The organism is Latilactobacillus parafuchuensis, assembly GCF_055271665.1.
This window is the reverse complement of sequence record NZ_CM143875.1, coordinates 32,124-52,927: the sequence shown is the minus strand read 5'-3', so window position 1 is coordinate 52,927 and position 20,804 is coordinate 32,124. Positions and strand designations below refer to the sequence as shown.

Below are 20,804 nucleotides of genomic sequence, written 5' to 3'. Positions count from 1 at the left end.
GAACAGATGAAAAAAGTGTTGCAGAATTTACCAGGATTTGCGCTATCATTAGCGATTGCGATTATCAGTTATGTAATTGCTAAATGGTGGTTACCGATGTTAGGCGGCGCGACAGTTGCGTTATTTATCGGGATTATTTTAGGCAATACTTGCCTCAAACAACCGGTCTTAGCGGCTGGCACTAAGTTTTCTGAAAAGAAATTATTGGAATATTCCGTGTTCTTATTAGGTGCGACGATTACGTTTCAGAGTATTCAACAAATCGGTTGGAACGGGGTGTTGTTCACCGCAATCCAAATGAGTTGTACGATTGGTTTTGCGATTTGGTTTGGTAAAAGACTGCAATTCAGCGAAGGGACCTATCTATTGATGGCCGGGGGCAACGCGGTCTGTGGTTCGTCAGCAATTGGTGCAATTGCCCCGGTCGTTGAAGCCGACAACGAAGAAACTGGAATTGCCATCACGATGGTCAATTTGATGGGGACCGTTCTGATGTTAATTTTGCCAGTCATCGGAACACTTTTATGGCACGGGAATGACCAGTTACGCGGGATTTTAATCGGTGGCACCGTGCAATCTGTTGGGCAAGTCGTCGCCAGTGCCACGATGGTCAACCAATCGACCGTCGTGACCGCGACTTTATTTAAGATTCTACGGATTATTTGTTTAGTTTTTGTCGTCAGTACGTTTGGTTATTTACATCAGAAACAACAAACCAAAACGAGTGATGTTAAATTGAGTCAACAATTATTAGCGAAGAAGAGTAGTTTAGTGCCTTGGTACGTCTTAGGATTCCTTGCGTTTTGTATTTTAAATAGCTTGCGTTTCTTGCCAAATGGTTTTGGTGATTTTTGCCACTTCTTGAGTACTTGGTGTGAAACAACCGCTTTGGCAGCGATTGGCTTGCGCTTAAACTTGAAGAAATTATTCAGCCAAGGCAAACAATTGATGGCTTACGCTGGCGGAATTGTTGGTGTCCAAGTTGTCTTAGCGATTATCTTAATTACCGTTTTATTCTAAATTGAAAAAAAGCAACGGCGCCTCCCGTATGAATTAGGAGACGCCGTTGCTTTTTTGATTAATCATGATTGATTAGGCTTGATAGGTCCCGACCTGTGGCACGCTCTTCAATGTCTTGGGCGTGTGATGTGAATTTGCAAAAAAGTCAGTTAAATCCTGACCCGCTTTTAAACCTTTATAGTGTTTACCGCCGGCCCAGGGACCAATTGCAGATAAGTCATAGACGATTCCGTCAACTGCAACGTAGGCCGGTTGACCATCTTGCCCGTTAAATTGGGCGAGCGTTTCTTGATTAAAAATAGTGTCGTTCATCCTAAAAACCTCCTGTTGGAAACTGTTGCTATTAATATAGCGCTTTTATAATTAATTAACAACAATTAAGTTGTGTGTGGAGTAATTGTTTTTTTGTATCAGCTAGTCGTAAATCTGTGGCATCAAAAAAGCTTTTCCAGTTGTTGCCGACTTAAAAATCCGCTATACTACAAGTCGAAAGAAGGTTGTTTAATGTCAGAACAAGATCGTTTTTATCAACCCCAAAACGTTAAAGACGCCATGCGTTTCGTTCAAAAATTATTTAATCAATATAATCAAGCAAATTTAACGGATGAATTGATTGCCTATCACCAAAAACTAACCCTTTATTTAACCGATGACGTGTTAGCTGAAGTGCAAAAAAGCGACAATCCAGAACAACTCAAAAAATTACAGGTGATGATTACTGTCATGCAGGACTGGCTTAAAATTCGTTTGAGCGGCAAACCATATGCGGGTAAAATGCAACATTTTGAATACATTGCCAATCAAGAACATACGAGTTTTAAACATCGGACGATTAAGGGTGGCAAGCGCCCCGGTAATCTCCGAACATCCCACCATTAAAATTTCTCTTGTTATTTTATCAAAAAGTGCTAAACTATTTCTGTAAGCACTTGGGTCCATAGCTCAGTTGGGAGAGCGCCTGCTCCGCAAGTAGGAGGTCGCCAGTTCGAATCTGGTTGGATCCATCACAGTTTTCGAAAAGCCAGCAAATTAATTTGCTGACTTTTTTATTTGCAGTTCAATTGTAAATTCGGCATACTAACGATAACGTATTTTAGAGGATAAGGTGGCAAAATAATTGTTTAAACGAAAAAGCGATTGGTTTTTAATATTAGCGTTCGTGATGATGGCTGTTTTATTTTACAGTTCATCAATGACGTATCATGAACAAACGTCGGTACCGCTACTAGAACGATTATTGCACGCACAACCGTTAAAAAGTTGGTTGAGTCAATTTTCATTTCAGTATGCGGGTAGTGAACAAAGTATCAAAGTCAGTGGTTATTTTAAATTTGTTGAATTTTTTGTCCGTAAAGGGGCCCATTTTGGGACTTATTTCCTATTAGGCTTGTTTAGTTATCTGGGACTGCGACCACGATTGACGGGTGCCGGTTTAGCGGTGATTTTCAGTTGGTTAGCCACGACTGGTTATGCGGCCACTGACGAATTTCACCAAATGTTAACCGGCGATCGGACACCACTATTTCAAGATGTGATGTTAGACAGTGTCGGCGCATTGACCGGTATCGTGTTATTTTTAATCATCGAACGGTTATGCCACTTGAAAAAAAGGCGATAACCTTAGTGTGATTGCTTTTAGCGTGTGAATTTGCTATCATAGTATTCGTCTAAAAGAGTCAAGTAATTCAATCTATAAACGAAAAGGGGAGTTAGATATGTCAGGACATTCAAAATGGCATAATATTCAAGGCCGCAAAAATGCACAAGATGCAAAACGGGGCAAAATTTTCCAAAAATTATCTCGTGAGCTTTTCATGGCCGCGAGAAGTGGTGGTCCTGACCCAAGTTCTAACGCTTCATTACGTTTAATTATGGATAAGGCCCGCGCAGCAAACATGCCTAAGGATAATATTAAACGGGCATTGGACAAAGCTGAAGGTAGCGATGGCGCTCATTATGATGAAATTACTTATGAAGGTTACGCACCAGGTGGCGTGGCTGTCTTAGTTCACGCGTTAACTGATAATAAAAACCGGACCAGTTCTGAAGTTCGTATTGCCTTTACCCGTAATGGTGGGACGATGGGCGCTTCTGGTTCAGTAGCTTACATGTTTGACCGTCTTGGGTACATTGCCATTGCCCGCGAAGGCTTAGATGTTGATGAAGATCAAATGTTTGATGATATTCTTGAAGCCGGTGCTGATGATTTACAAACATCAGCAGATGTTTTTGAAATCTATACAGATGCTAAAGAATTAGCCAAAGTGCGTGATATCTTAGAAAAGAAATATACATTAGCAAATGCTGAATTAACGATGATTCCACAAAATACGACACCCGTTGCCGAAGATAAAGTGGAACAATTCGAACACATGATTGATGCGTTAGAAGACAATGATGATGTTCAAGATGTTTATACGGCTGGTGAACTACCAGACGCTGAATAATAGTATTGATGAAAGATTAACGGTTAATTTCGTTAATCTTTTTTTGTTGTCGAAATTTTTGAAGCGATTGCGTAATTGAAGATAGGAGGGAGGTTACAAAATGGCAATTCAAGATGTTTTACAATCGCTGTTGATTGATTGTTGCCAGCAGCGAGCTCAAGATTTGTATTTTCGACCGACTGTTGACGGTTGGCAATTGGCGGAACGGCGGGCAACCGGACTCGTAAAGCGAGAGCCGGTTGATAAAGTGGTGGGTGAAAAGCTGATCAACCGCTTGAAGTACCTTGCGGGGATGGACATTAGTGAAAATCGACGGCCACAAACTGGTCGAACTGAAATAACGGTGGACCAAGAGGTAGTTTATTTAAGGTTAGCGACGATTGGCGATTTTTTGAATCGAGAGAGTCTAGTGGTTCGCTTTATTTACCCATTGTTAACGACTTATCGGTGTGTACAGGCCAGTCAGTTACAACAATTGGAAAAAGCCGTTCAACAATCGGGGCTCATTTTATTTGCCGGACCGACTGGTTCAGGTAAAACAACGAGTCTTTACTATCTTGCCGAAAAGGTAATGGCTGAACGAATGGTCGTGACGATTGAAGATCCGATTGAAATTAAACAACCTGAATTTTTACAATTACAAGTTAATCCGGAGGCGGGATTGAGTTATGAGACGCTGTTAAAGATTAGTTTACGCCTACGACCTGACATATTGATTATCGGGGAGATTCGTGATTTATCAACGGCTCAACACGCGGTGACCGCTGCGTTAAGTGGTCATTTGGTATTAAGTACGATTCATGCGCGAGATGCGCAAGGGGTGGTTCAACGATTGCTCAATCTAGGCGTTGAATATACACAATTGGCGGCTTGTTTAACCAGTGTTGCTTACCAATCATTACAGTTTAATCAACAGCATCAACTGGCAGCGCAATATGAGATATTAACGGCTAATGATTTGGGGATTAGCAATGAGAATTAAGCAGCGTTACCAACTAGCCAATTTTCAATCCGAATTATTAACAATGCTGGGTCAATTATTACAGAATGGTTTCTCATTAAAACAAGCCTTTCAGTTTTTACCAGCGGTTTTCCCCAAACAGACGAGTCTCTTAAAGCAGATTAGCCAACAATTAGAGGCGGGGAATAACTTGGCACAAAGTTTAAAAGGGGTGGGATTTAGTGCCAATGTGACTGCTCAAATTGAATTGACCGAATTACAAGGTCAGATGGGGCTTTGTTTAAGCCATTTAGGCCACTTGCAGCAAATTCGGCAAAAACGTCGTCAGGAATTATTAGGATTATTAGCCTATCCGGTTTTTCTATTGCTCTTTTTATTGAGTTTAATCAGTCTATTGCGTTTTTACTTATTACCAGAAATTAAAGCATTAAACCAAACAGCAACGGGTGTTTTACCAGTCACATATCTTTTTTTGAGCTGTATTTTTGTGGTTGTGATTGGTCTTTTGATTTACTTCGCAGGTCATTTTTATTGTCGGCATTTATCAATATTGGGCCAAATCGAATGGCGCTTTAAACTACCATTTATCGGGCCGGTGTTGCAACAATATTATCAATACTATCTCATATTTGATTTGGCGACCTGTTTGCGTAATGGACTGACGTTAAATGAAATGGGCCGGCTCATGCAAAAATTAGAGACCAAATCATGGTTAGTCGCGTTAATGAACCGTCTGGAGATTGACTTAGCAGCTGGAAATTCTTTACTCACTCATTTAGCACAATCTCGTTTTTATCCAGTGGAACTACGGTTGCTCTTAACTAAAGGAAACCCACCTGCACAATTAGCGAAGGAAGTTGAAGTTTTAGCGAATATTAAATATGAGGGGTTGCAAACGCATTTAAAGCGCCAGTTGAGTTGGCTACAACCAATCTTATTTATACTAATCGGTTTAATTATTATCTGTACGTATTTAAGTATTTTATTACCGTTATATCAAACAATGGAGGGTATTACATGATTCGTCAAAAGAAAGCGTTTACTTTGATTGAAATGGAACTCCATGAATATTTTTAGAAATTCCATTTAATAGTGATCTTATCATGTTTTAGAGTTACTTTCTGAATAAGTGCGTGGACCAATCTTTTTTGAGCGTCGTAATCTTTGCTTTCAATTACGTCTGTTGCATTAGAAAGCATCTTTAATATTTTGTCGGAAGAACTTTTATTCAATTTTTCTGATTCAAGTTTTTTTAGCTGCTCATTTAGTGAATCTTTTTGAGAGTTTAGTTGCTCAATTCGTTTTTCGATTTTTGTATAAGTTATTGCGCCGTTTTGATATAGATCAAGCAGCCTTTCAATTTGTTCTTCGGTATCTTTAATTTGCGATTTTGTGCCCGCTGGTGAAACGATAGCTTTTTTGCTCTCACTTATTCTATTCAAAGTTTTAGGGTTCATAGAGAGCTTCTTGATGCGTTGTAGTACATATGATTCAAGTTCTAATCCATCGTACTTGTCATTATCGCAGTTTGGATCTTTAATCATGTGTTCAACAGATGATTGCGAGTAGCATCCGTATTTACGTATATATTTTCTATTTTTAGTCGAATAGGATTTAATCGTAAACATTCGAGCGCCACAAACTGCGCAGTAGCAGATTCCAGTTAGCATATATTTTGATTTAAAAGGTTGTTGATTTACTTTAACAGCCATGGTTTTACGCTTAGCCATTAATTCCTGCGCTTTATAAAATTTATCATCAGAAATAATAGGGGCATGTAGCCCGTCGTAAGTTTCATTTTTCCACTTAATTTTACCGATATATAAATTATTACATAGAATTTCAAGTATGACTTTATGCGACCATTTAACGGCTCTTTTGGCAGTAATATGCTTCTCGTTAAGTTGTTTAGCAATTGATTGAACTCCCCAGCCGCTTAAATATTGATCGTAGATATAATTAATTATTTTTGATTCTTTTTCATCAGCAATGAGTTGACCGTCGGAATAAATGTAGCCATGGGGAATAACACCGCCGCCGTGGAAATATCCGGCCTTAGCACGTCCAACTTTACCCATCTGCATACGCTCAGTAATCTGTTCACGTTCGAGTTGTGCGAAAACGGACATCATACCGATAGATGCCCGTCCAAATGGCGTGGATGTATCAAAATTTTCATTTAACGATACAAAGTGAACGTTGTACTCTAAAAATACGTCTTCGATTAAATAGAGAGTATCTTTTTGAGACCGAGACAACCGATCTAGCTTATAGACTAAAACAGCATCAATTTTCTGCTGCTCAACATCGCCAATAAGCTTCTGCATGCCCGGTCGATTTAAGCTTGAACCTGAAAAACCCGGGTCTGTGTAAACCTCGCCGACTGACCATTCCTTAACATCACAATACTTTTTCAATTTATCCGTCTGTTCTTGAATAGAATAGCCCTCAGTAGCCTGTTCTAACGTTGAGACACGTACATAGATACCAACTTTCATAAAGTTATAATCCTCCATAATTCACTAAAACTAGTTGCAATTGAATAGACAATATGCAAACGTATGTTCTTTTGCTGCTGTAAAAAAACTTGCTAACATGATATTAACAAGTTTTATCTGGTATAAATAGTTAGATCTTTATTTGAAAAAGTGTAATAATCCCGATCGTGAGTTGCGATATTTAGATTATTATCAATAGCTGTTCGAATAATTGTTTCGTCATTGAAATCTAGCATATGAGGGTTATCTAAGGAAGAAACTGTAATTGAGTTTGTTGGGATTAATAGATTACTATCAGTTAGTATTTCATCTTTAACAACGTCTAATGACTTTTTATAGATTTCATTATATCTGTCTGTTGGTCTAAAATCCCTTTTATAGGATATGTCCGAAGAGTCAGTATCAGAATCAGCAAGAAATTCAGCAAATTCAAGACGAACGGTACGATTTATAAATTCTGAAATAATAAAAGGGGTTAGGTAAAGATTAATTCCATGGTCTAACGAATATTGTAAAAACTCTCCATAACCATGATCGTTATCCCCATTTTTAGGACCGAATAAGTAGAGCCAAATATTTGTATCTACTAGTATTCCTTTTTTTGTTTCAGGATATCCTTTTTTTAAATCTACAATTTTACCCATGCAAGGTTACCTCGTCTATTTTATCTTGAGATAATTTAGATTTAGTATTCTTCATGACTTCTGTTATTTTAGAACGTTGTGTTTCTGTTAACTCGTTAGCGTTGAACAAAATGTATTCATTAAGGACGGATTTTGCATATTTTGTATAGAGCTGTCCGATAGCAACATTTACAAAAGCCGTTGTCAATGTTTTAATATTTGAAAAATCGATAATTACTTTTTCTTTTTGATCTATAGATTCTGATATAAGTTGGTAAACCTTTGGAGCTAATTCTTTACTAGAAGCGTTTGGAGTACCTATGACATCTTTTACTGGGATAATTTTCATAGTAATTTCCTCCTTAAAAAATAAATTCAGTTGTTGTAGTTTCATTATACACTTGACTCTCAGCAAAGTCTTTTAAATTAAACTCGAGATACGTGATGGTTCCTTCATACTTATTTGTTAATTGAATTTTCTCTATATCTCCAAAACTGTTCATCTGCCAAAAACCATCCCCTGAAATAATAATAACCTTTCCTTTTTTTAACAGGCTACTAGTCAGATCAAAGAGGCCTAATCCGCCATAAGGAACATGTTTTGTAGAAGTGCCTTCCTTAACTGACCAAGCAATACAGTCGACATCGGAGGGTTTTGTTTTTGTTAAAAATTTTTTAACATTACTAGGAATTGAGATACCCCTATCTGCCATGGTGAAAGTAAGAAGTTCTTTTCTTGGATAATACTGGCCGCACATAAACAACTCATTACTCTTAGAGTGTTCAAGAACATTATGAGCTACTTCTAGTATATCTTCTTCGATAGTTTTAATTGAATCCAGATGGATTAAGTCTTCTATTTTGGAAAAAAAGTTTTCTCCTAAGTAAGAGTCGATATCTTCTACCATTACACTACCGTCATCGATTAAGAACTTTCTGAAAGGAATAGTGGTTTCAAAGTTATCTGTTAGTTTTGTATCTAGTCCATAGTACTCATAGAATCCATTTTTCTGTAGTATTTTTTTAACTTTTGGTGCGGGATCTTGTAGCATAACTATTTTTTTTGAAGATAGTAGGATGCTAATAACAGCTCCGATAAACGTACATAACTCCGCTGTTATCCATACAGTTGAGGAAAGATCTAGAATAACCTCATCCGATTTTTCAACATCTAAAGAATTAAGCTGCTCAATAATTTTATTAAAAGTAAGATAATCGGCAGTTATTTCTTTTGGGAAAACTATTGTCGCTTGCAAATTATGTCACATCCTTTCATTGATACAATTCCCCAGCCACGAATCGAACGCAGCTGAACTCACCAGAGTGGGGAAGATACTTAATTTCCGGTTTGATAATGGTACCCAGCAGGAAGAGGTTCGCCAGGGGATAATCTACGGGAATGTCCTTTTCGTGTTTGCCAAGTATAACCGTCTTCAACGGCCCAACGGATACCAGTGGTGTTGTTAGTAGATGCAGGGGCATTGTTGGTAGCAGCGGCAGTTTGAGCAGATGCGGCCTGAGCAGCAGCGTTTGCGCTTGCTTGTCGGGTACTTTCTGCAGCAGCTTGAGCAGCGGCGTTGCTTTCTGCAATTGAATTCGACTCAGCAACACGTTGTGCAGATTCCGAACTAGCCTTTGCAGCCGATTCGCTTGCGGCTAAAGATTCTGATGTTTTTTTTGCTTCTTCAGCTTTACTTGATTCAGCAGCTTTTTCGCGACTTTCACTAGCTGATTTTGAAGACGCACTAGCCGATTCACGTTTTCTCTTTTCTTTAAGAGCAACCCATAGCTTTTCAGCTTTCAAAACATCTTTTTTAAGTTTATCTTTGGCTTTTGAATCTTTGAGCGCATCAACATCCTTAGAGACGCTTTTAATATCTTTGTGTGATATACCCTTGATCAATTTAGTGTGCTTTGAATCAGAGAAAAGCCCATCAACGTTTAATCGTGCGTCATCAAGTTTCTTTGATGCCTCTGATTTTTTGGGATGAGTTACTTTAGCGCTCTGACTGTGTTTAGTGGTAGCTTTTGTTGGCGATTGTGTTGCAGAGACCCCAATGAAACTGACAACAAGTATAGCAGTAGCATACCAAATCCTTTTTTTAATCTTCAAGTAAACATCAGGTTTACTCTTTTTTGTTAAAGTTCTTCGAATGCCATAATAGGGAATGGCAAAAAAAGAAAAAACCATAATGATTCCGAAAAGTGTATTCATATAAACCCCTCCAAAGTTATGTACAGCTTTTATTGTCATCAGTATTTGGACGAAATACATAGTAAATCCCTAACTGTGAATCGATCCTAGCGTCTCACCAGAGTGGGTTATTTCTTTTTAAATACATTGCCGCAATCCAAACAATGGTATCGCTTAGTTTTATTACTTTTTAAACCACCTGTAACCATCATTGACGTACCGCCGGTCATAACGGCGGCAGCTATCTTTGCGCCAGATTTCTTTTTCTTAACTTTAGTAGTGGTTTTATATTTAGTTTTAGTATTTGCAATTGTTAGTGGGTGCAAAGGATTTAAATTTGGAGTAATTCTTGTTTTTGAAGTTGTTTTACTCTTAGTTGATTTAACGTTTACTTGTTCGCCAATTAGTTGAATGTTAGAAGATTTACAGCGCGGACAGTATAGATCACCCCAATGATGTTTTATTTTAGGTTCAGAACTGTACTGTTTTGAATCTACGGCTGAAAAACTAGATGTGTTGGGTTTCGAATTAGTGCTAAGCCATTTTGATATAGTAGTTCCAGCACTGGGATTGGTACCGACGAAAAGCCAAATACATATAAAGAGTATGCTCCCCATAAAGGGGATGTGAATAAAAATCATATTAATTAAACCGACAATTACACCGACGAAAAGACCAAGTGTAAAACCAGAAGTGGAATCGCCTTTCCAAAATTTATTGGGGGCCTTTTTGTATTTGAATTCAGTTAGGTCATCTTGTTCATTCTCTGGATAACGCATAAATATATTTGAATCATTTTCTTTATATTTATTCTTTAGGTAGAGAAATGCAAGGTCATTTATTTCATTTCTTTTTATGTTTAAGTCATTAGAAATATCCTGAGTGCAATTTTGGCAAATTAAAATATCATCGACTAATCTTGTTTTGCTTTTTGATATTAAGTCGTTATGGCAGATGGCACATTTGTTAATCACTTTAAGAACTCCTTTATGTACATCTACGGCTTTTAAAGTCATCAGTATTTGGACCTTAAGCTTTTTGCTAACCCACGCCAACTATTTGTATGCCATTGGCAAAGTTAATTAATTGATTATCGAATTCAATAACACCATCAAATTTAGATTTGTAATAATTTAATGCATCCTCCAAGAACTCGTTAGTAACGTCTAAATTATCTGCCAACTCATATTCATTGGTTGATTGCCAATATGCCTTGATTAAGGACTTCAACGGAATAATGGATTCATAAGAGATTCTTCGAGCTTTGCATTCTTGTTTGCTGTTTTCCAGAGCGTTTAAATTAATAATATTACCAATAGATGTTTCCTGATGAGCAAATTCTTCCGCCAATGCTTGGGCTTGTATTTGGCCAGGTTTATTTGCGTTGATGAAAATTGTTCTCCCGACGCATAGTCCATCTAATTTATCAGGCATATCTTTTTTATATTCTATAGAATATTTATTTTCAATATCAGCTGCTAGTGTATCGAGCTTGTCCATAAGAATTCACATCACTTATTTTTTGATTTCTTGACCATTTCGATATAATCCAATATTTTGGCCATATCTTCCTCAGTAGCATCATCTTCGATATGAGCTGCGATTAAAGTTGCATTGTCATTAGGCTTAGCCAACTTGCTATCTGAGTTTCCCAGTAAATAGTCTGTTGTAACATTAAAAAATTCTGCAAGTGATATTAGATCGTTGTCTTTAATAGCTCTTTGGTCGGTTTCCCACATTCCGATTGTACTAGGGCTAACGTGCACCGCCTTCGAAAGTTCACTTTGGCTGATATTCTTTTGCTTACGCAATTCAGCTATACGTTGACCTTTAGTCATATAATCACTCCTTGTATGTAAATTTAGTGTATTACCACTTTTAGTGAAAGTAAATGAATTTAGATGATTTTCACTAAAAGTGTTGACTTTCACTCCTAGTGGGTATAATATAATCACATAGAGTGAAAGGAGGCGCCAAGATGGGGAATTTGAGCGTTGAGCGTAATAAGAAGGGGCTAACTCAGGTGAAAGCCGCTAAACTCATTGGAGTTAGTTATTCCACTTTAACAAAGTTAGAAACCAATCAGAAGAATGCATCACAAGAAACTATGCAAAAATTTGCTGAATTCTATGGTAAATCTGTAGACTACCTTTTTTTTGCTCAATTCAATCACTAAGAGTGAAAAAAATTAACAAGGAGGTAACCACATGCCAGATGAAACACGGGCAAAGAAAATTGAACGGGCTAATGTATATCCTAATAAATTAGAAGATGTCCTAGATGACATAGAAAAAATCGAGAGAAAGTATTCACTTCGCCCTCGACAGTTTGAATCAGTTGTTCAATTTAGCCATCGATATCTTCAAAAGAAAGATGAACTTCATCGGTAAACACGTTTAAAGAAAAACGAGATTCGTCGCTTTCGGCGTTGTATTTATCAAAGTCACGGTTTAAATCAGCAACGTAACCCCAAGCTTCTCTAATTCTATTAATCATAGAACTTGATACTTCTTCGTCACAATATGGACATCTTATTTCGGAGATAGGACGGTACATATTTAAAGAAAAAGTATGATTACATTGATGACACTTCAACTGAGCTAGAGTCATTTCGGCCATTATTATCACCTCACTTTCTACATCAGTATAACAGTGAAGCGTTAATAAATTAAGATTTCAAAGAACAAATAAAGGAGGTGATTACATGACACATAAAGAAATTTCATACGAAAAAATTATAACTGATTTTTATGGCATGAAGTATGAAGAATGGCTTGCTGTTAGAGCAGCTGTTGATGGTTTATTTAAAGAAAAAGCCATCGAAAAGAAAGTTGTTCTCGATGACTTAAATCGATTAAAAAATTATCTGACATTTAAATAACCTTTAGATCTTCTAGAAGTTCAACAACAGCACTTAATGTTTTCTTGGCAGATTGTTCGGTGTACTGTTGAATGAATTTTTCAAAGGATTCTTCTTGCATACTATTACTGTTGTGATAATTGAAATCTTTGAATAATGACTTAAAAGAATCTAGTTGTTGATTTTTGAAGTCATCAGACCAGATTGATTTAGTTTTTTGTTCAATCAACTGCTGTAATTGTTCGTCATTCATTATAATCACCTCACTTTCGAGGTAATTATATCAAAAACGATACATAAGGAGGTAACCACATGCAAAAAGGAAATCATTTAGATGTTAAAACAACAATCGAGGAAGTTGATGAACTAATCAGCAAATTAAAATTAGCCAACTCATTGGCAGATGAGCTGACCCCTATTTTAAAAATTGACTCTAAGACTATTTCGAGAGTTGTTCAACGAGCCATTCATGATAACGACTTAAAAGATGAGTAGAAATCATAAGTGAAATAGAAGCTATCTGAGTTCCAAGCGCTTCACTGCTTGATGCGGTTTCAGTAATTTCAGAAAGCATATCAGGATTAACATCACCGATTTCTGCATAATCGTCTGGGGTCAAAGTTTTTAAAAATTCTGAATAACTAGGAATTTCCATTTTGTATCACCTCACTTTCTACTCAATTATAGCAGTGAAGTGATAACAAATTAAGATTTCAAAGAATAAATTAAGGAGTATATAAATGAAGTTTATACCAGAATATTCGAAAAATAATCCAATTTTTCCATCAACTATTAAAGCCGTCGAAGGTAATCTAACTGTTGATTTAGAAATAGGAGATATCAGTTATGGAACGAATACGTTGAATAAAGAGAATTTCAATGAAGAACTGGCAGCTTCCTACAGGGGATTTCTACTGGGACTTGGGATTACTGATTTGAATCCCGTATTGGACATCGAAAAATGAAATGAAGCACGGGTTAAAACTAATGAGATAGCTAAGCGTTCAGGTTCATTAAGAGATGCAATCAGTACATTAATTAGATTCAATGTGGATTGTCGTAATGTTGCCTCTATAGACGATGAGCAAGCTGATAAAGCGCGTGAATTGTTTGAATCAATCAAAGGATTTATTTAGATTTCAAAGAACAATTTAAGGAGGTGATTACATGTCAATTCGTGAGAAGAATAAAATAATTGATTTTATCGCACATGCAACTAGTGAGAAAAAAGGATTTATCACAGTAGTAGCTGAAGGAATGACAGATGGAGAATTAAAAGACTGGTATTCAAATACACGCGATGAAGTAAAGAATTTGGTTGCTGATCATTATCAAACTGTTAGGTCGATTAATTGCTCCATGAATTAATTATGTAGCAGGAGCCATTAAATAAATAGTCATGGAAGTGAAAGAATGCAAAGGACAGTAGTTAAACCACGTATTAAGGTCAGGTATCTAGGCGATGCCTTGGAAAAGCAGAAACTTAGCGTAAAAGATTACGCTGCATTGGTCGGTTACACATCAGGCATGATATCAAAAATAAAAAATAGTAAAACGCCGTTATCATTTGATACGGCGGTAAATTTTTTAAAAAATTTAGATCCTAAGGCGAGCGCAAAGGTAGCTATCGAAATTGCTAATAAAGTTACAGGCGTTACACCGCCGGTAGTCGATGGTAAGCGAATTAAGCAAGATAACTTAGCGCTGGCGATTAGAACTAAAAGGGAAGTATTTGAAGCCCTGACGGCTATTGAGAATTCGGAAGATGAGTTGACTGTTCCGACATCACAATGGACCAAAGAGGACAAAGTAGACCCTATGCAAGTGTTGATTGAATGGCTAGACGTTTTGATAATCGGCGAATCATTCGTTGAATCATTGTGCGAAAGCTTGGACGTATCACTACAAGATGCTTATAGCGATAGAACAAAATATTTAATTAAAGAAGGAGTTGTTAGCGGTGAGAGGTAAAAAAGCTTTGGTAGCCAGCCAATTAAAATGCGTAAATATTCGACTTGATGGGACTGTTCAAGATTCAATGGCCGGTGTAAAAGTTCCGGAAGATAACCGCGCTTATGAAATTTTAGCAGCGGTACAAAGGGGTGACTATTAATGATTATATTGAACAACGTTGACCTATTCGGATTGATTCTAGTCGTTAGCACGTTAATGGCAGCTAGCTTTGGGATTGGTTATATTGGGCCTAAAAATTTATGGGGGTATGACGACGATGACAAGCCTAGTGACAACACTATTAAGTTTGACGGTAATCGGTATGTACGACCTGATCGAAAGGCACAATAAAAAAGCCGCTGATGTTGGCGCATCAACGGCGAATCAATAACTTAACAAATTATTTATACGAGAATTATACCACAAACGAAACGAGGTAGAAATAATGGACGCAAATTTAATGACCATACAACGTCAGAATTGGCAGTACCACGAACCGGAAGAACAGATTATCACAGAAGACTACAAAGGTGATCCAATCTACAGCGCAGACAGTTATTTAGAGCTTGATGGCGAGCTATTCATGCCAGGCGATGTGCTAGATTTCGTCAAATACTTAGGCGCAACGGAGGTAGAACAATAATGGCAAACGAAGTAATGGATAAAGAAGTTTCATTTGAGGTCAACGGCGAGAGCGTTCGCTTAACACCTAATATGATCCAGCAATTCTTAACAAACGGCAACGGCAAGATTACACCGCAAGAAACGATGATGTTTTTAAATCTATGCAAATACCAACATTTAAATCCTTTCTTGAAGGAAGCATACATTATCAAATTCGGCGATAAGCCAGCGCAAATTATTACATCGAAAGAAGCGTTTATGAAGCGTGCAGAATCGTCACCTAACTATGACGGTGTTTCAGCCGGTTGCATCGTCTTAAGAAATAACGAGATAGTTTATACCAAAGGGGCATTTATATTGCCTACGGATAATCTAGTGGGTGCGTGGGCTGACGTTAAGCGTAAGGATCGCTCACAACCACATCACGTTGAAATCGGTTTGAAAGAGTTCAGCAAAGGGCAATCAACTTGGAATGCGATGCCTGCGACAATGATCCGCAAGACTGCAATTGTTAATGCTTTACGTGAAGCATTCCCAGAATCATTAGGAGCTATGTATACAGAAGATGACAAGAACTCTAATGAAACAGCAACAAAGGCTATTCAAAAGCAAGCAGAGCCAAGCAAAACTCAAAACAAACTAGCGGACATTATCGGAGGTGAAAATGATGCAACAAACAACGCTGGAGAATCTGAAACAGAGCCAGAACCTGAAATTATTGAGCCAATTAAGCAAGATGACACAGAAGAAATTGAAGGAACCTTTGAACGGCCAGAACTACTATGATAATGCTGCTGATTGGCGTTATATGAGTCCTACATTGTTCAAACGATTTATGGCATGCGAATTTAGTGCTTTGCATGATTTGGAAAATCCTACAGAGAACAACACCGAAGCGTTAGTTGTTGGCAACTATGTTCATTCATATTTCGAGTCGGTAAAAGCTCATGCAACTTTTGTTAAGGATCACGAACAAGTAATTAACGGTCGCGGTGGAAAACCTAAAGCGGCTTTCGTAAAAGCTCAAAAGATGATAGACAGACTAGACAATTGGCACGCCTTTAAAGCCGCATATAAAGGTGAAAAAGAAGCAATCGTGACAGGAAATATTTTCGGTGTTGATTGGAAAGGAAAAATAGACTGTTTGAACGTTGAAGCTGGAATTTTCTTCGACATTAAAACAACACGTTCAATTCGTGATCACATCTGGAACGAGGAGACACGGACAAAGGAAAACTTCGTCGTTAGATACAACTACACACTTCAAATGGCAGCTTATAAAACAATGCTTGAACAGATGTATGGGCAAGAATTTACTCCGGTAATTGTCGCTGTTAGCAAAGAAGATCACCCAGACATTCAGATGATTAGTTTTGACGGCTATGATTTTGAACAAGACTTACAACTTATCAAAGACAATCAAGAACATATTATGAACGTTATTTACGGGAAAGCAGAGCCGTTCAAATGTGGCCACTGCGATTACTGCAAGGATACAAAACAACCAACCGATGTTATTTCAGTATTAGACCTATAGGAGGGCATCAAATGAATTCAGTAAACTTAATCGGCAACTTAACAGCTGATATTAAATTGGAGACAAGCAGCAATCAAACACACTATGCAAGATTTTCATTAGCGGTAAGACGTGACGCTAATCACACAGATTTCATTAACTGCGTTGCGTTTGGTAAGACAGCAGAAATGCTAAGTAATCAGATAAAAGGTTCAAATATTGGTGTTAGTGGCAGCTGGCAAACAGGCAGTTATCAAAACCAACAAGGACAAAAGGTTTACACCAACGATTGTAGCGTTTATCGGGTTTATTTCTTATCACCGCTAAATAAAGATGCTGACACGCGCAATACAGCGCCAAGTTCAGCAGCAACAGCTAATAACTATGTTGATCCATTCGCAAATAATGGACAGCCAATCGATATTTCGGACAACGATTTGCCATTCTAGGAGGTAGCTCATGGCTATATACAGACAGATTCATACAACAATTTGGCAAGATAACTTCGTTGGCGACGTGTTGACAGACCCCCCAGAAAAGCTTTTCTGGGCTTACCTGTTAACTAATAGCCAAACTACCCAATGCGGTGTTTATCCGTTCAGAATGCGACAAGCGCAGTTTGACACTGGGTTAACCGGAGACGAAATTAAAAGCATCATCAACAAGCTAGTGCAGTACGAAAAGATTAAATATAGCACAGAAAACAACGAAATTATGATTGTCAATTGGCTGAAATATAATTCGGCTAGATCACCTAAAGTGGCTGCGGTAATCGACAAAGAACTTTTAAGCATCAAAACACTTGAATTTGAATCAGAAGTCATCAAGAAGTGTTTGGAACTTAAATACCCTATCAAAACTAAATTACCTGATGAAAATACAGTATCGATACCATATGGATACCCTATCGATACGATATCGCAACCAGAACCAGAACCAACACAGAACCAGAATATAACCAACACAGCAACAGCAACAGAACCAACAGACGAGGACCAGGCTTCTGCTGCTGCTGACGTTTATCAGTATTACCAAGAATCTTTTGGTGTGCTGAACAGCTTTGTTAGTGAGAACTTAACTCAGTGGGTTGCTGACATTGGTTCAGAACTGGTTACCGAAGCGATGAAGCGTGCTGCGTTAGATCAAAAAGGATTTAGATACGCAGAGGGAATCATGAAACAGTGGGCCAAACGAAATATTAAGACAATGGCTGATGTTGAAGCTGACGATGTTAAATTTAACGGCGCACAGAAATCATTTAATAAACCGATTAAACAGGAAGTCACACCTAAATGGGCACAACCTGATTACGTTGCTCCTAAGCAAACACCAGAGGAAGTAGCAGCTGGACAGGCACAGATTGACGAGATGCTTAAAAAGATTCGTGAAGGACGAGAGGAGGCTTAATTATGCCAGCTAAAACAGGCGACATAGTTGATTGCCCGGAACAAATAGTATTGGGCCAAATGCTTAATAAAGCATTTAAAGGGAGCGTTGTAGCCGTTGAACAGTGGCAAAACGGCAAGGCTTCTAAGCAAATAAATGTTGTGCAAGACAAAAAGGGTCGAAGATCAATTTACTTTGATACTGACTGCATACCGGCAGGTGACGATCAATGACTAAAGGGATGCATGTTAGACTTCGCAATTACGCCGTTAGCGGTGTGATCATGGCCGTTTTGGAAGATGGCTACACCGTTCGGGATGTATTGGGCCAGAAATATTTCTGCCTTGAGTCTGAGTTAGTTGCGATGATCCAGTAAATGTAAAGGAGACGTTGATATGTATTATTTAGTTGGAATGAAAACGAATAAGATATACGGCCAAGATATGCATAGAAATGCATTAAGCAGAATGATGTACGAGAGATGGCCAACGAAGGGGAAAGCAGTTCATCTTATCAACCCAATGCCAGAATCCATGATTATTACAGACAATCCTAGCAGTTTAGAACCTTCAATTTTTGAAGACTTTACAAAATTAGCCGATGATTCTGAGGCATTAAAAGTTGTTAGAAGTATATACGCTAACAAAGAAAGACTTGAATTAGAAAAGGTTAATGCAGAAAAAGAGCTTGCGGATCGAATGAAATACTTACAATCAAAGGGATATAGCAAAGATGAATGTCGGGATAAATTGCAGCTTAGCACCTCAAAAATGGCGGCTATTCAACAGGGATACGGAATCTTTTTTAGAAAAACTTATCAAAAATCTACTCAGGTAGTTAAACGTGATGAGATGATTGTTCAATTAATTAGTAGCGGAAAAACCGGAAAGAAAACCGCTATTGAAACGGAAACCTCTATTGACGTAGTTTACAGAATAGCTAGGGTTAATCATTTAAGCCTCACTAAGCCACCAAAATTTAACTCTAAGCCATTACGCGTAACGAACGCCGATGAATCCAAAGTATTCCAATCTGCCCGTCAAACAATTAAATATTTGAAAGTTGGTTATCCCAAAATACGAGAAGCTATTGATACCGGATGTGAAGTTAATGGCTACAAAGTAGAAATGATTTAACTATCAAGAGGAATAGAAATGACAAAATTACCACAATTTGCAATCACGTATTTAGAGGCCGCTTGAAGTTCGAAAATGGGGGGGTAGCGAGCCAACCGGCACCATTCCCAAGTGCATTGATTACCTACGGTAAAACATTTAAAGATTAATTCATAATCGTCAAACATGAACGAATAATCAAATGTAAGTGGTTGTTACATTATCCGTAATAACCAGTGGTTATTTCCAATTTGGAAAGTACCACAAATCGAACTGTTGCAAAAAATGCAACAGTTGCCATTTTGGAAATAGTTCAAAATAAAAAAACCACGTCAGGAGGAAATAGAATAATGAAAATTAAAGAATTACTAATTACAAATGAAGAACAGGACGGTAACAACGTAATACTAACGTTAGAATCAGGGGAAAAAGTTACAATGTCAAACGACGAATATGAATCCATGATTACCTCTGGTTTAGATGAAATGCTAGGTGATATGTTTCCTGAGTCACATGCGAAATGATGGTTGCAACTTAGGACAGATATGGTAGAAGAGGTGACTGACGATGGAAAAGATTGAGATTACACTATGCTCGTTCATAATATTTTTTTGATATTACTGGCAATTGAACTTTTAGGAGGAAACGATGACAATTAAGCATGAGTGCCAAGATATGTTTTCACACGAGATCATCGCGACGTTCGACACCTATGATGAAGCCGACAACTTCATGGACGCAGCGTATGACATGTCCGATTGGTGGACTGTTCCTGTAATGAATATTGTGGAGGTGACTGACGATGAGCAGTAAAATAATCAGGCTAGAAAGCATATATTTGATGGACTACGATCATAATCTTAATACAAGGATGATTGAAGTAGGGCACCCGTACGATGAACCACATTTCAAAATGGCTTGGGATGGGCAACATAATAACCCAGTTGAATTTCATTCAGACCGTGACGTTGTTAGCATTGAATGCATTAGAAGCCTATGTGACAGTGACGGGTACTGCTATATCGTCATGCTAAAGGACGGCAACGAATTATCCTTGCCTATACACGCGTTCATTGCTGAAACTAAAGAGGTGACTGACGATGAGCAATGAGACGAAGTGGGACGTGTTCGAAACTAAGTTTATGAAAGTTAGAATCACAACAGTTGATGACGACCAAGGCTGGTTAGATGCCGCCGGAATAAATTATAGAGTCAACGATATCGTAGAAATGACCAGAGATGAGTTTGATCAATTAAATTGCTATGCCAATAGCGTTAACAATGAAGTTTGCGGTCCAGCAATCAGCGTAGAAGATGTTACCGCATCACAAAAAAATGATGCCGAAGCAATTGAGATAATGACAGGTTTTGATAATAAAAGTTAAATTTATGGCGGTGAAGTTAATGGACAACTACGAGCAACTCAAAGCTGATAACAAGCGGCTTAAAAAGCGAAATGAATGGTTACAACAAGCTAACTGCGATTTAAACAAAGAAATAGAAGCAGCTTACGAAAGGATCCACCGGCTTACAATTAAGATTGAAGAGATGTTTTAGGCACAAAAAAGTCGCCCGGCAAGACGACTTCGCTGATGTACTGACTGACT

The 20,804-nt window shown here is 37.9% G+C and carries 36 protein-coding genes and 1 tRNA gene; 27 read left to right on the top strand and 10 right to left on the bottom strand.

From position 1 onward, the window contains the following. Positions 1 to 6 precede the first annotated feature (6 nt). Complete coding sequence (locus ACVPPQ_RS00390) at positions 7 to 1,020, top strand: YeiH family protein (RefSeq protein WP_463494916.1); 1,014 nt, start codon at positions 7 to 9, stop codon at positions 1,018 to 1,020. 72 nt (positions 1,021 to 1,092) lie between these two features. Here ACVPPQ_RS00390 and ACVPPQ_RS00385 read toward each other — a convergent pair whose 3' ends face one another. Next, a complete protein-coding gene (locus ACVPPQ_RS00385) occupies positions 1,093 to 1,332 on the bottom strand; it encodes a cytochrome b5 domain-containing protein (protein WP_463494914.1) in 240 nt (79 codons plus the stop codon). A gap of 192 nt (positions 1,333 to 1,524) precedes the next feature. Here ACVPPQ_RS00385 and ACVPPQ_RS00380 point away from each other — a divergent pair, with 192 nt between their 5' ends. From ACVPPQ_RS00380 to ACVPPQ_RS00355, 6 genes are all read left to right on the top strand, one after another. After that, positions 1,525 to 1,899, top strand: a complete 375-nt coding sequence (locus tag ACVPPQ_RS00380; protein ID WP_463494912.1) for a hypothetical protein — start codon at positions 1,525 to 1,527, stop codon at positions 1,897 to 1,899. Positions 1,900 to 1,951: 52 nt separating this feature from the next. After that, a tRNA-Ala gene (locus ACVPPQ_RS00375) sits at positions 1,952 to 2,024 on the top strand. A gap of 113 nt (positions 2,025 to 2,137) precedes the next feature. Next, entirely contained in the window at positions 2,138 to 2,638 is a 501-nt protein-coding gene (locus ACVPPQ_RS00370) for a VanZ family protein (protein WP_463494910.1), read from the top strand. A 97-nt stretch (positions 2,639 to 2,735) separates the two neighbouring features. Then, entirely contained in the window at positions 2,736 to 3,467 is a 732-nt protein-coding gene (locus ACVPPQ_RS00365; protein ID WP_463494908.1) for a YebC/PmpR family DNA-binding transcriptional regulator, read from the top strand. A 100-nt stretch (positions 3,468 to 3,567) separates the two neighbouring features. Continuing rightward, entirely contained in the window at positions 3,568 to 4,449 is an 882-nt protein-coding gene (gene comGA, locus ACVPPQ_RS00360) for a competence type IV pilus ATPase ComGA (protein WP_463494906.1), read from the top strand. Then, the gene (locus ACVPPQ_RS00355) at positions 4,439 to 5,449 is read left to right on the top strand and encodes a type II secretion system F family protein (RefSeq protein ID WP_463494904.1); all 1,011 of its coding nucleotides are present in this window, start codon (positions 4,439 to 4,441) and stop codon (positions 5,447 to 5,449) included. Before comGA ends, ACVPPQ_RS00355 begins: the two co-directional genes overlap by 11 nt. 52 nt (positions 5,450 to 5,501) lie before the next feature. Here ACVPPQ_RS00355 and ACVPPQ_RS00350 read toward each other — a convergent pair whose 3' ends face one another. From ACVPPQ_RS00350 to ACVPPQ_RS00315, 8 genes are all read right to left on the bottom strand, one after another. Beyond that, positions 5,502 to 6,926 (bottom strand): recombinase family protein, encoded by a 1,425-nt coding sequence (locus ACVPPQ_RS00350; RefSeq protein ID WP_463494902.1) that lies wholly within the window; start codon positions 6,924 to 6,926, stop codon positions 5,502 to 5,504. A 113-nt stretch (positions 6,927 to 7,039) separates the two neighbouring features. Next, complete coding sequence (locus ACVPPQ_RS00345; RefSeq protein ID WP_463494900.1) at positions 7,040 to 7,570, bottom strand: PIN domain-containing protein; 531 nt, start codon at positions 7,568 to 7,570, stop codon at positions 7,040 to 7,042. Next, a complete protein-coding gene (locus tag ACVPPQ_RS00340) occupies positions 7,563 to 7,898 on the bottom strand; it encodes an STAS-like domain-containing protein (RefSeq protein ID WP_463494898.1) in 336 nt (111 codons plus the stop codon). Before ACVPPQ_RS00340 ends, ACVPPQ_RS00345 begins: the two co-directional genes overlap by 8 nt. A 13-nt stretch (positions 7,899 to 7,911) precedes the next feature. After that, entirely contained in the window at positions 7,912 to 8,805 is an 894-nt protein-coding gene (locus ACVPPQ_RS00335) for a hypothetical protein (protein WP_463494896.1), read from the bottom strand. An 80-nt stretch (positions 8,806 to 8,885) separates the two neighbouring features. Beyond that, positions 8,886 to 9,803 (bottom strand): toxin Cry1Ac domain D-VI-related protein, encoded by a 918-nt coding sequence (locus ACVPPQ_RS00330; protein ID WP_463494894.1) that lies wholly within the window; start codon positions 9,801 to 9,803, stop codon positions 8,886 to 8,888. 68 nt (positions 9,804 to 9,871) lie between these two features. Then, positions 9,872 to 10,759 (bottom strand): hypothetical protein, encoded by an 888-nt coding sequence (locus tag ACVPPQ_RS00325; protein WP_463494892.1) that lies wholly within the window; start codon positions 10,757 to 10,759, stop codon positions 9,872 to 9,874. A 25-nt stretch (positions 10,760 to 10,784) separates the two neighbouring features. After that, positions 10,785 to 11,243 (bottom strand): ImmA/IrrE family metallo-endopeptidase, encoded by a 459-nt coding sequence (locus tag ACVPPQ_RS00320; protein ID WP_463494890.1) that lies wholly within the window; start codon positions 11,241 to 11,243, stop codon positions 10,785 to 10,787. A gap of 11 nt (positions 11,244 to 11,254) precedes the next feature. After that, positions 11,255 to 11,581 (bottom strand): helix-turn-helix domain-containing protein, encoded by a 327-nt coding sequence (locus ACVPPQ_RS00315; protein WP_463494888.1) that lies wholly within the window; start codon positions 11,579 to 11,581, stop codon positions 11,255 to 11,257. 140 nt (positions 11,582 to 11,721) lie between these two features. On the opposite strand from ACVPPQ_RS00315, the gene ACVPPQ_RS00310 reads away from it, so the two are divergent. The 3 genes from ACVPPQ_RS00310 to ACVPPQ_RS00300 all read left to right on the top strand — a co-directional run bounded on the left by ACVPPQ_RS00310 (position 11,722) and on the right by ACVPPQ_RS00300 (position 12,624). Continuing rightward, positions 11,722 to 11,919 (top strand): helix-turn-helix transcriptional regulator, encoded by a 198-nt coding sequence (locus ACVPPQ_RS00310; RefSeq protein WP_463494886.1) that lies wholly within the window; start codon positions 11,722 to 11,724, stop codon positions 11,917 to 11,919. Positions 11,920 to 11,950: 31 nt separating this feature from the next. Beyond that, positions 11,951 to 12,133 carry a hypothetical protein gene (locus ACVPPQ_RS00305; protein ID WP_463494884.1) on the top strand — a complete coding sequence of 61 codons (183 nt, stop codon included), beginning with the start codon at positions 11,951 to 11,953 and terminating at the stop codon, positions 12,131 to 12,133. A gap of 314 nt (positions 12,134 to 12,447) precedes the next feature. After that, positions 12,448 to 12,624 carry a hypothetical protein gene (locus ACVPPQ_RS00300; RefSeq protein ID WP_463494882.1) on the top strand — a complete coding sequence of 59 codons (177 nt, stop codon included), beginning with the start codon at positions 12,448 to 12,450 and terminating at the stop codon, positions 12,622 to 12,624. Here ACVPPQ_RS00300 and ACVPPQ_RS00295 read toward each other — a convergent pair. After that, positions 12,617 to 12,856 (bottom strand): hypothetical protein, encoded by a 240-nt coding sequence (locus ACVPPQ_RS00295; protein WP_463494880.1) that lies wholly within the window; start codon positions 12,854 to 12,856, stop codon positions 12,617 to 12,619. The genes ACVPPQ_RS00300 and ACVPPQ_RS00295 overlap by 8 nt on opposite strands. Before the next feature lie 59 nt (positions 12,857 to 12,915). Between ACVPPQ_RS00295 and ACVPPQ_RS00290 the strand changes: the two genes are divergently transcribed. From ACVPPQ_RS00290 to ACVPPQ_RS00210, 17 genes are all read left to right on the top strand, one after another. Continuing rightward, positions 12,916 to 13,098: a hypothetical protein gene (locus ACVPPQ_RS00290; protein ID WP_463494879.1), complete on the top strand. Its 183-nt coding sequence runs from the start codon at positions 12,916 to 12,918 to the stop codon at positions 13,096 to 13,098. Positions 13,099 to 13,343: 245 nt separating this feature from the next. Continuing rightward, a complete protein-coding gene (locus ACVPPQ_RS00285; RefSeq protein WP_463494877.1) occupies positions 13,344 to 13,568 on the top strand; it encodes a hypothetical protein in 225 nt (74 codons plus the stop codon). Positions 13,569 to 13,770: 202 nt separating this feature from the next. Beyond that, positions 13,771 to 13,971: a hypothetical protein gene (locus ACVPPQ_RS00280; protein WP_463494875.1), complete on the top strand. Its 201-nt coding sequence runs from the start codon at positions 13,771 to 13,773 to the stop codon at positions 13,969 to 13,971. 45 nt (positions 13,972 to 14,016) lie between these two features. After that, a complete protein-coding gene (locus ACVPPQ_RS00275) occupies positions 14,017 to 14,574 on the top strand; it encodes a hypothetical protein (RefSeq protein ID WP_413476573.1) in 558 nt (185 codons plus the stop codon). Beyond that, positions 14,564 to 14,716: a BOW99_gp33 family protein gene (locus ACVPPQ_RS00270; protein ID WP_413476574.1), complete on the top strand. Its 153-nt coding sequence runs from the start codon at positions 14,564 to 14,566 to the stop codon at positions 14,714 to 14,716. The genes ACVPPQ_RS00275 and ACVPPQ_RS00270 overlap by 11 nt, the downstream gene beginning before the upstream one ends. Beyond that, on the top strand, positions 14,716 to 14,907 hold the full coding sequence (locus ACVPPQ_RS00265) for a hypothetical protein (RefSeq protein WP_413476575.1): 192 nt from the start codon (positions 14,716 to 14,718) through the stop codon (positions 14,905 to 14,907). The genes ACVPPQ_RS00270 and ACVPPQ_RS00265 overlap by 1 nt, the downstream gene beginning before the upstream one ends. A 94-nt stretch (positions 14,908 to 15,001) precedes the next feature. Beyond that, positions 15,002 to 15,199 carry a hypothetical protein gene (locus ACVPPQ_RS00260; protein WP_463494872.1) on the top strand — a complete coding sequence of 66 codons (198 nt, stop codon included), beginning with the start codon at positions 15,002 to 15,004 and terminating at the stop codon, positions 15,197 to 15,199. Further along, entirely contained in the window at positions 15,199 to 15,966 is a 768-nt protein-coding gene (gene bet, locus ACVPPQ_RS00255; RefSeq protein WP_463494870.1) for a phage recombination protein Bet, read from the top strand. Before ACVPPQ_RS00260 ends, bet begins: the two co-directional genes overlap by 1 nt. Then, positions 15,848 to 16,717 carry a PD-(D/E)XK nuclease-like domain-containing protein gene (locus ACVPPQ_RS00250; protein WP_463494868.1) on the top strand — a complete coding sequence of 290 codons (870 nt, stop codon included), beginning with the start codon at positions 15,848 to 15,850 and terminating at the stop codon, positions 16,715 to 16,717. The genes bet and ACVPPQ_RS00250 overlap by 119 nt, the downstream gene beginning before the upstream one ends. An 11-nt stretch (positions 16,718 to 16,728) precedes the next feature. Further along, a complete protein-coding gene (locus ACVPPQ_RS00245; RefSeq protein WP_463494866.1) occupies positions 16,729 to 17,145 on the top strand; it encodes a single-stranded DNA-binding protein in 417 nt (138 codons plus the stop codon). A 10-nt stretch (positions 17,146 to 17,155) separates the two neighbouring features. Further along, positions 17,156 to 18,103 carry a DnaD domain-containing protein gene (locus ACVPPQ_RS00240; RefSeq protein WP_463494864.1) on the top strand — a complete coding sequence of 316 codons (948 nt, stop codon included), beginning with the start codon at positions 17,156 to 17,158 and terminating at the stop codon, positions 18,101 to 18,103. Positions 18,104 to 18,105: 2 nt separating this feature from the next. Next, positions 18,106 to 18,315: a hypothetical protein gene (locus ACVPPQ_RS00235; RefSeq protein ID WP_463494862.1), complete on the top strand. Its 210-nt coding sequence runs from the start codon at positions 18,106 to 18,108 to the stop codon at positions 18,313 to 18,315. 8 nt (positions 18,316 to 18,323) lie between these two features. Beyond that, positions 18,324 to 18,458 carry a hypothetical protein gene (locus ACVPPQ_RS00230; RefSeq protein ID WP_413476582.1) on the top strand — a complete coding sequence of 45 codons (135 nt, stop codon included), beginning with the start codon at positions 18,324 to 18,326 and terminating at the stop codon, positions 18,456 to 18,458. A 19-nt stretch (positions 18,459 to 18,477) separates the two neighbouring features. After that, the gene (locus ACVPPQ_RS00225) at positions 18,478 to 19,218 is read left to right on the top strand and encodes a hypothetical protein (protein ID WP_463494860.1); all 741 of its coding nucleotides are present in this window, start codon (positions 18,478 to 18,480) and stop codon (positions 19,216 to 19,218) included. A 329-nt stretch (positions 19,219 to 19,547) separates the two neighbouring features. After that, positions 19,548 to 19,721 carry a hypothetical protein gene (locus ACVPPQ_RS00220; protein WP_413476585.1) on the top strand — a complete coding sequence of 58 codons (174 nt, stop codon included), beginning with the start codon at positions 19,548 to 19,550 and terminating at the stop codon, positions 19,719 to 19,721. A 124-nt stretch (positions 19,722 to 19,845) separates the two neighbouring features. Further along, positions 19,846 to 20,010 (top strand): hypothetical protein, encoded by a 165-nt coding sequence (locus ACVPPQ_RS00215; RefSeq protein WP_463494858.1) that lies wholly within the window; start codon positions 19,846 to 19,848, stop codon positions 20,008 to 20,010. Between the two features lie 287 nt (positions 20,011 to 20,297). Further along, positions 20,298 to 20,582 carry a hypothetical protein gene (locus ACVPPQ_RS00210; protein ID WP_463494856.1) on the top strand — a complete coding sequence of 95 codons (285 nt, stop codon included), beginning with the start codon at positions 20,298 to 20,300 and terminating at the stop codon, positions 20,580 to 20,582. Positions 20,583 to 20,804 lie beyond the last annotated feature (222 nt).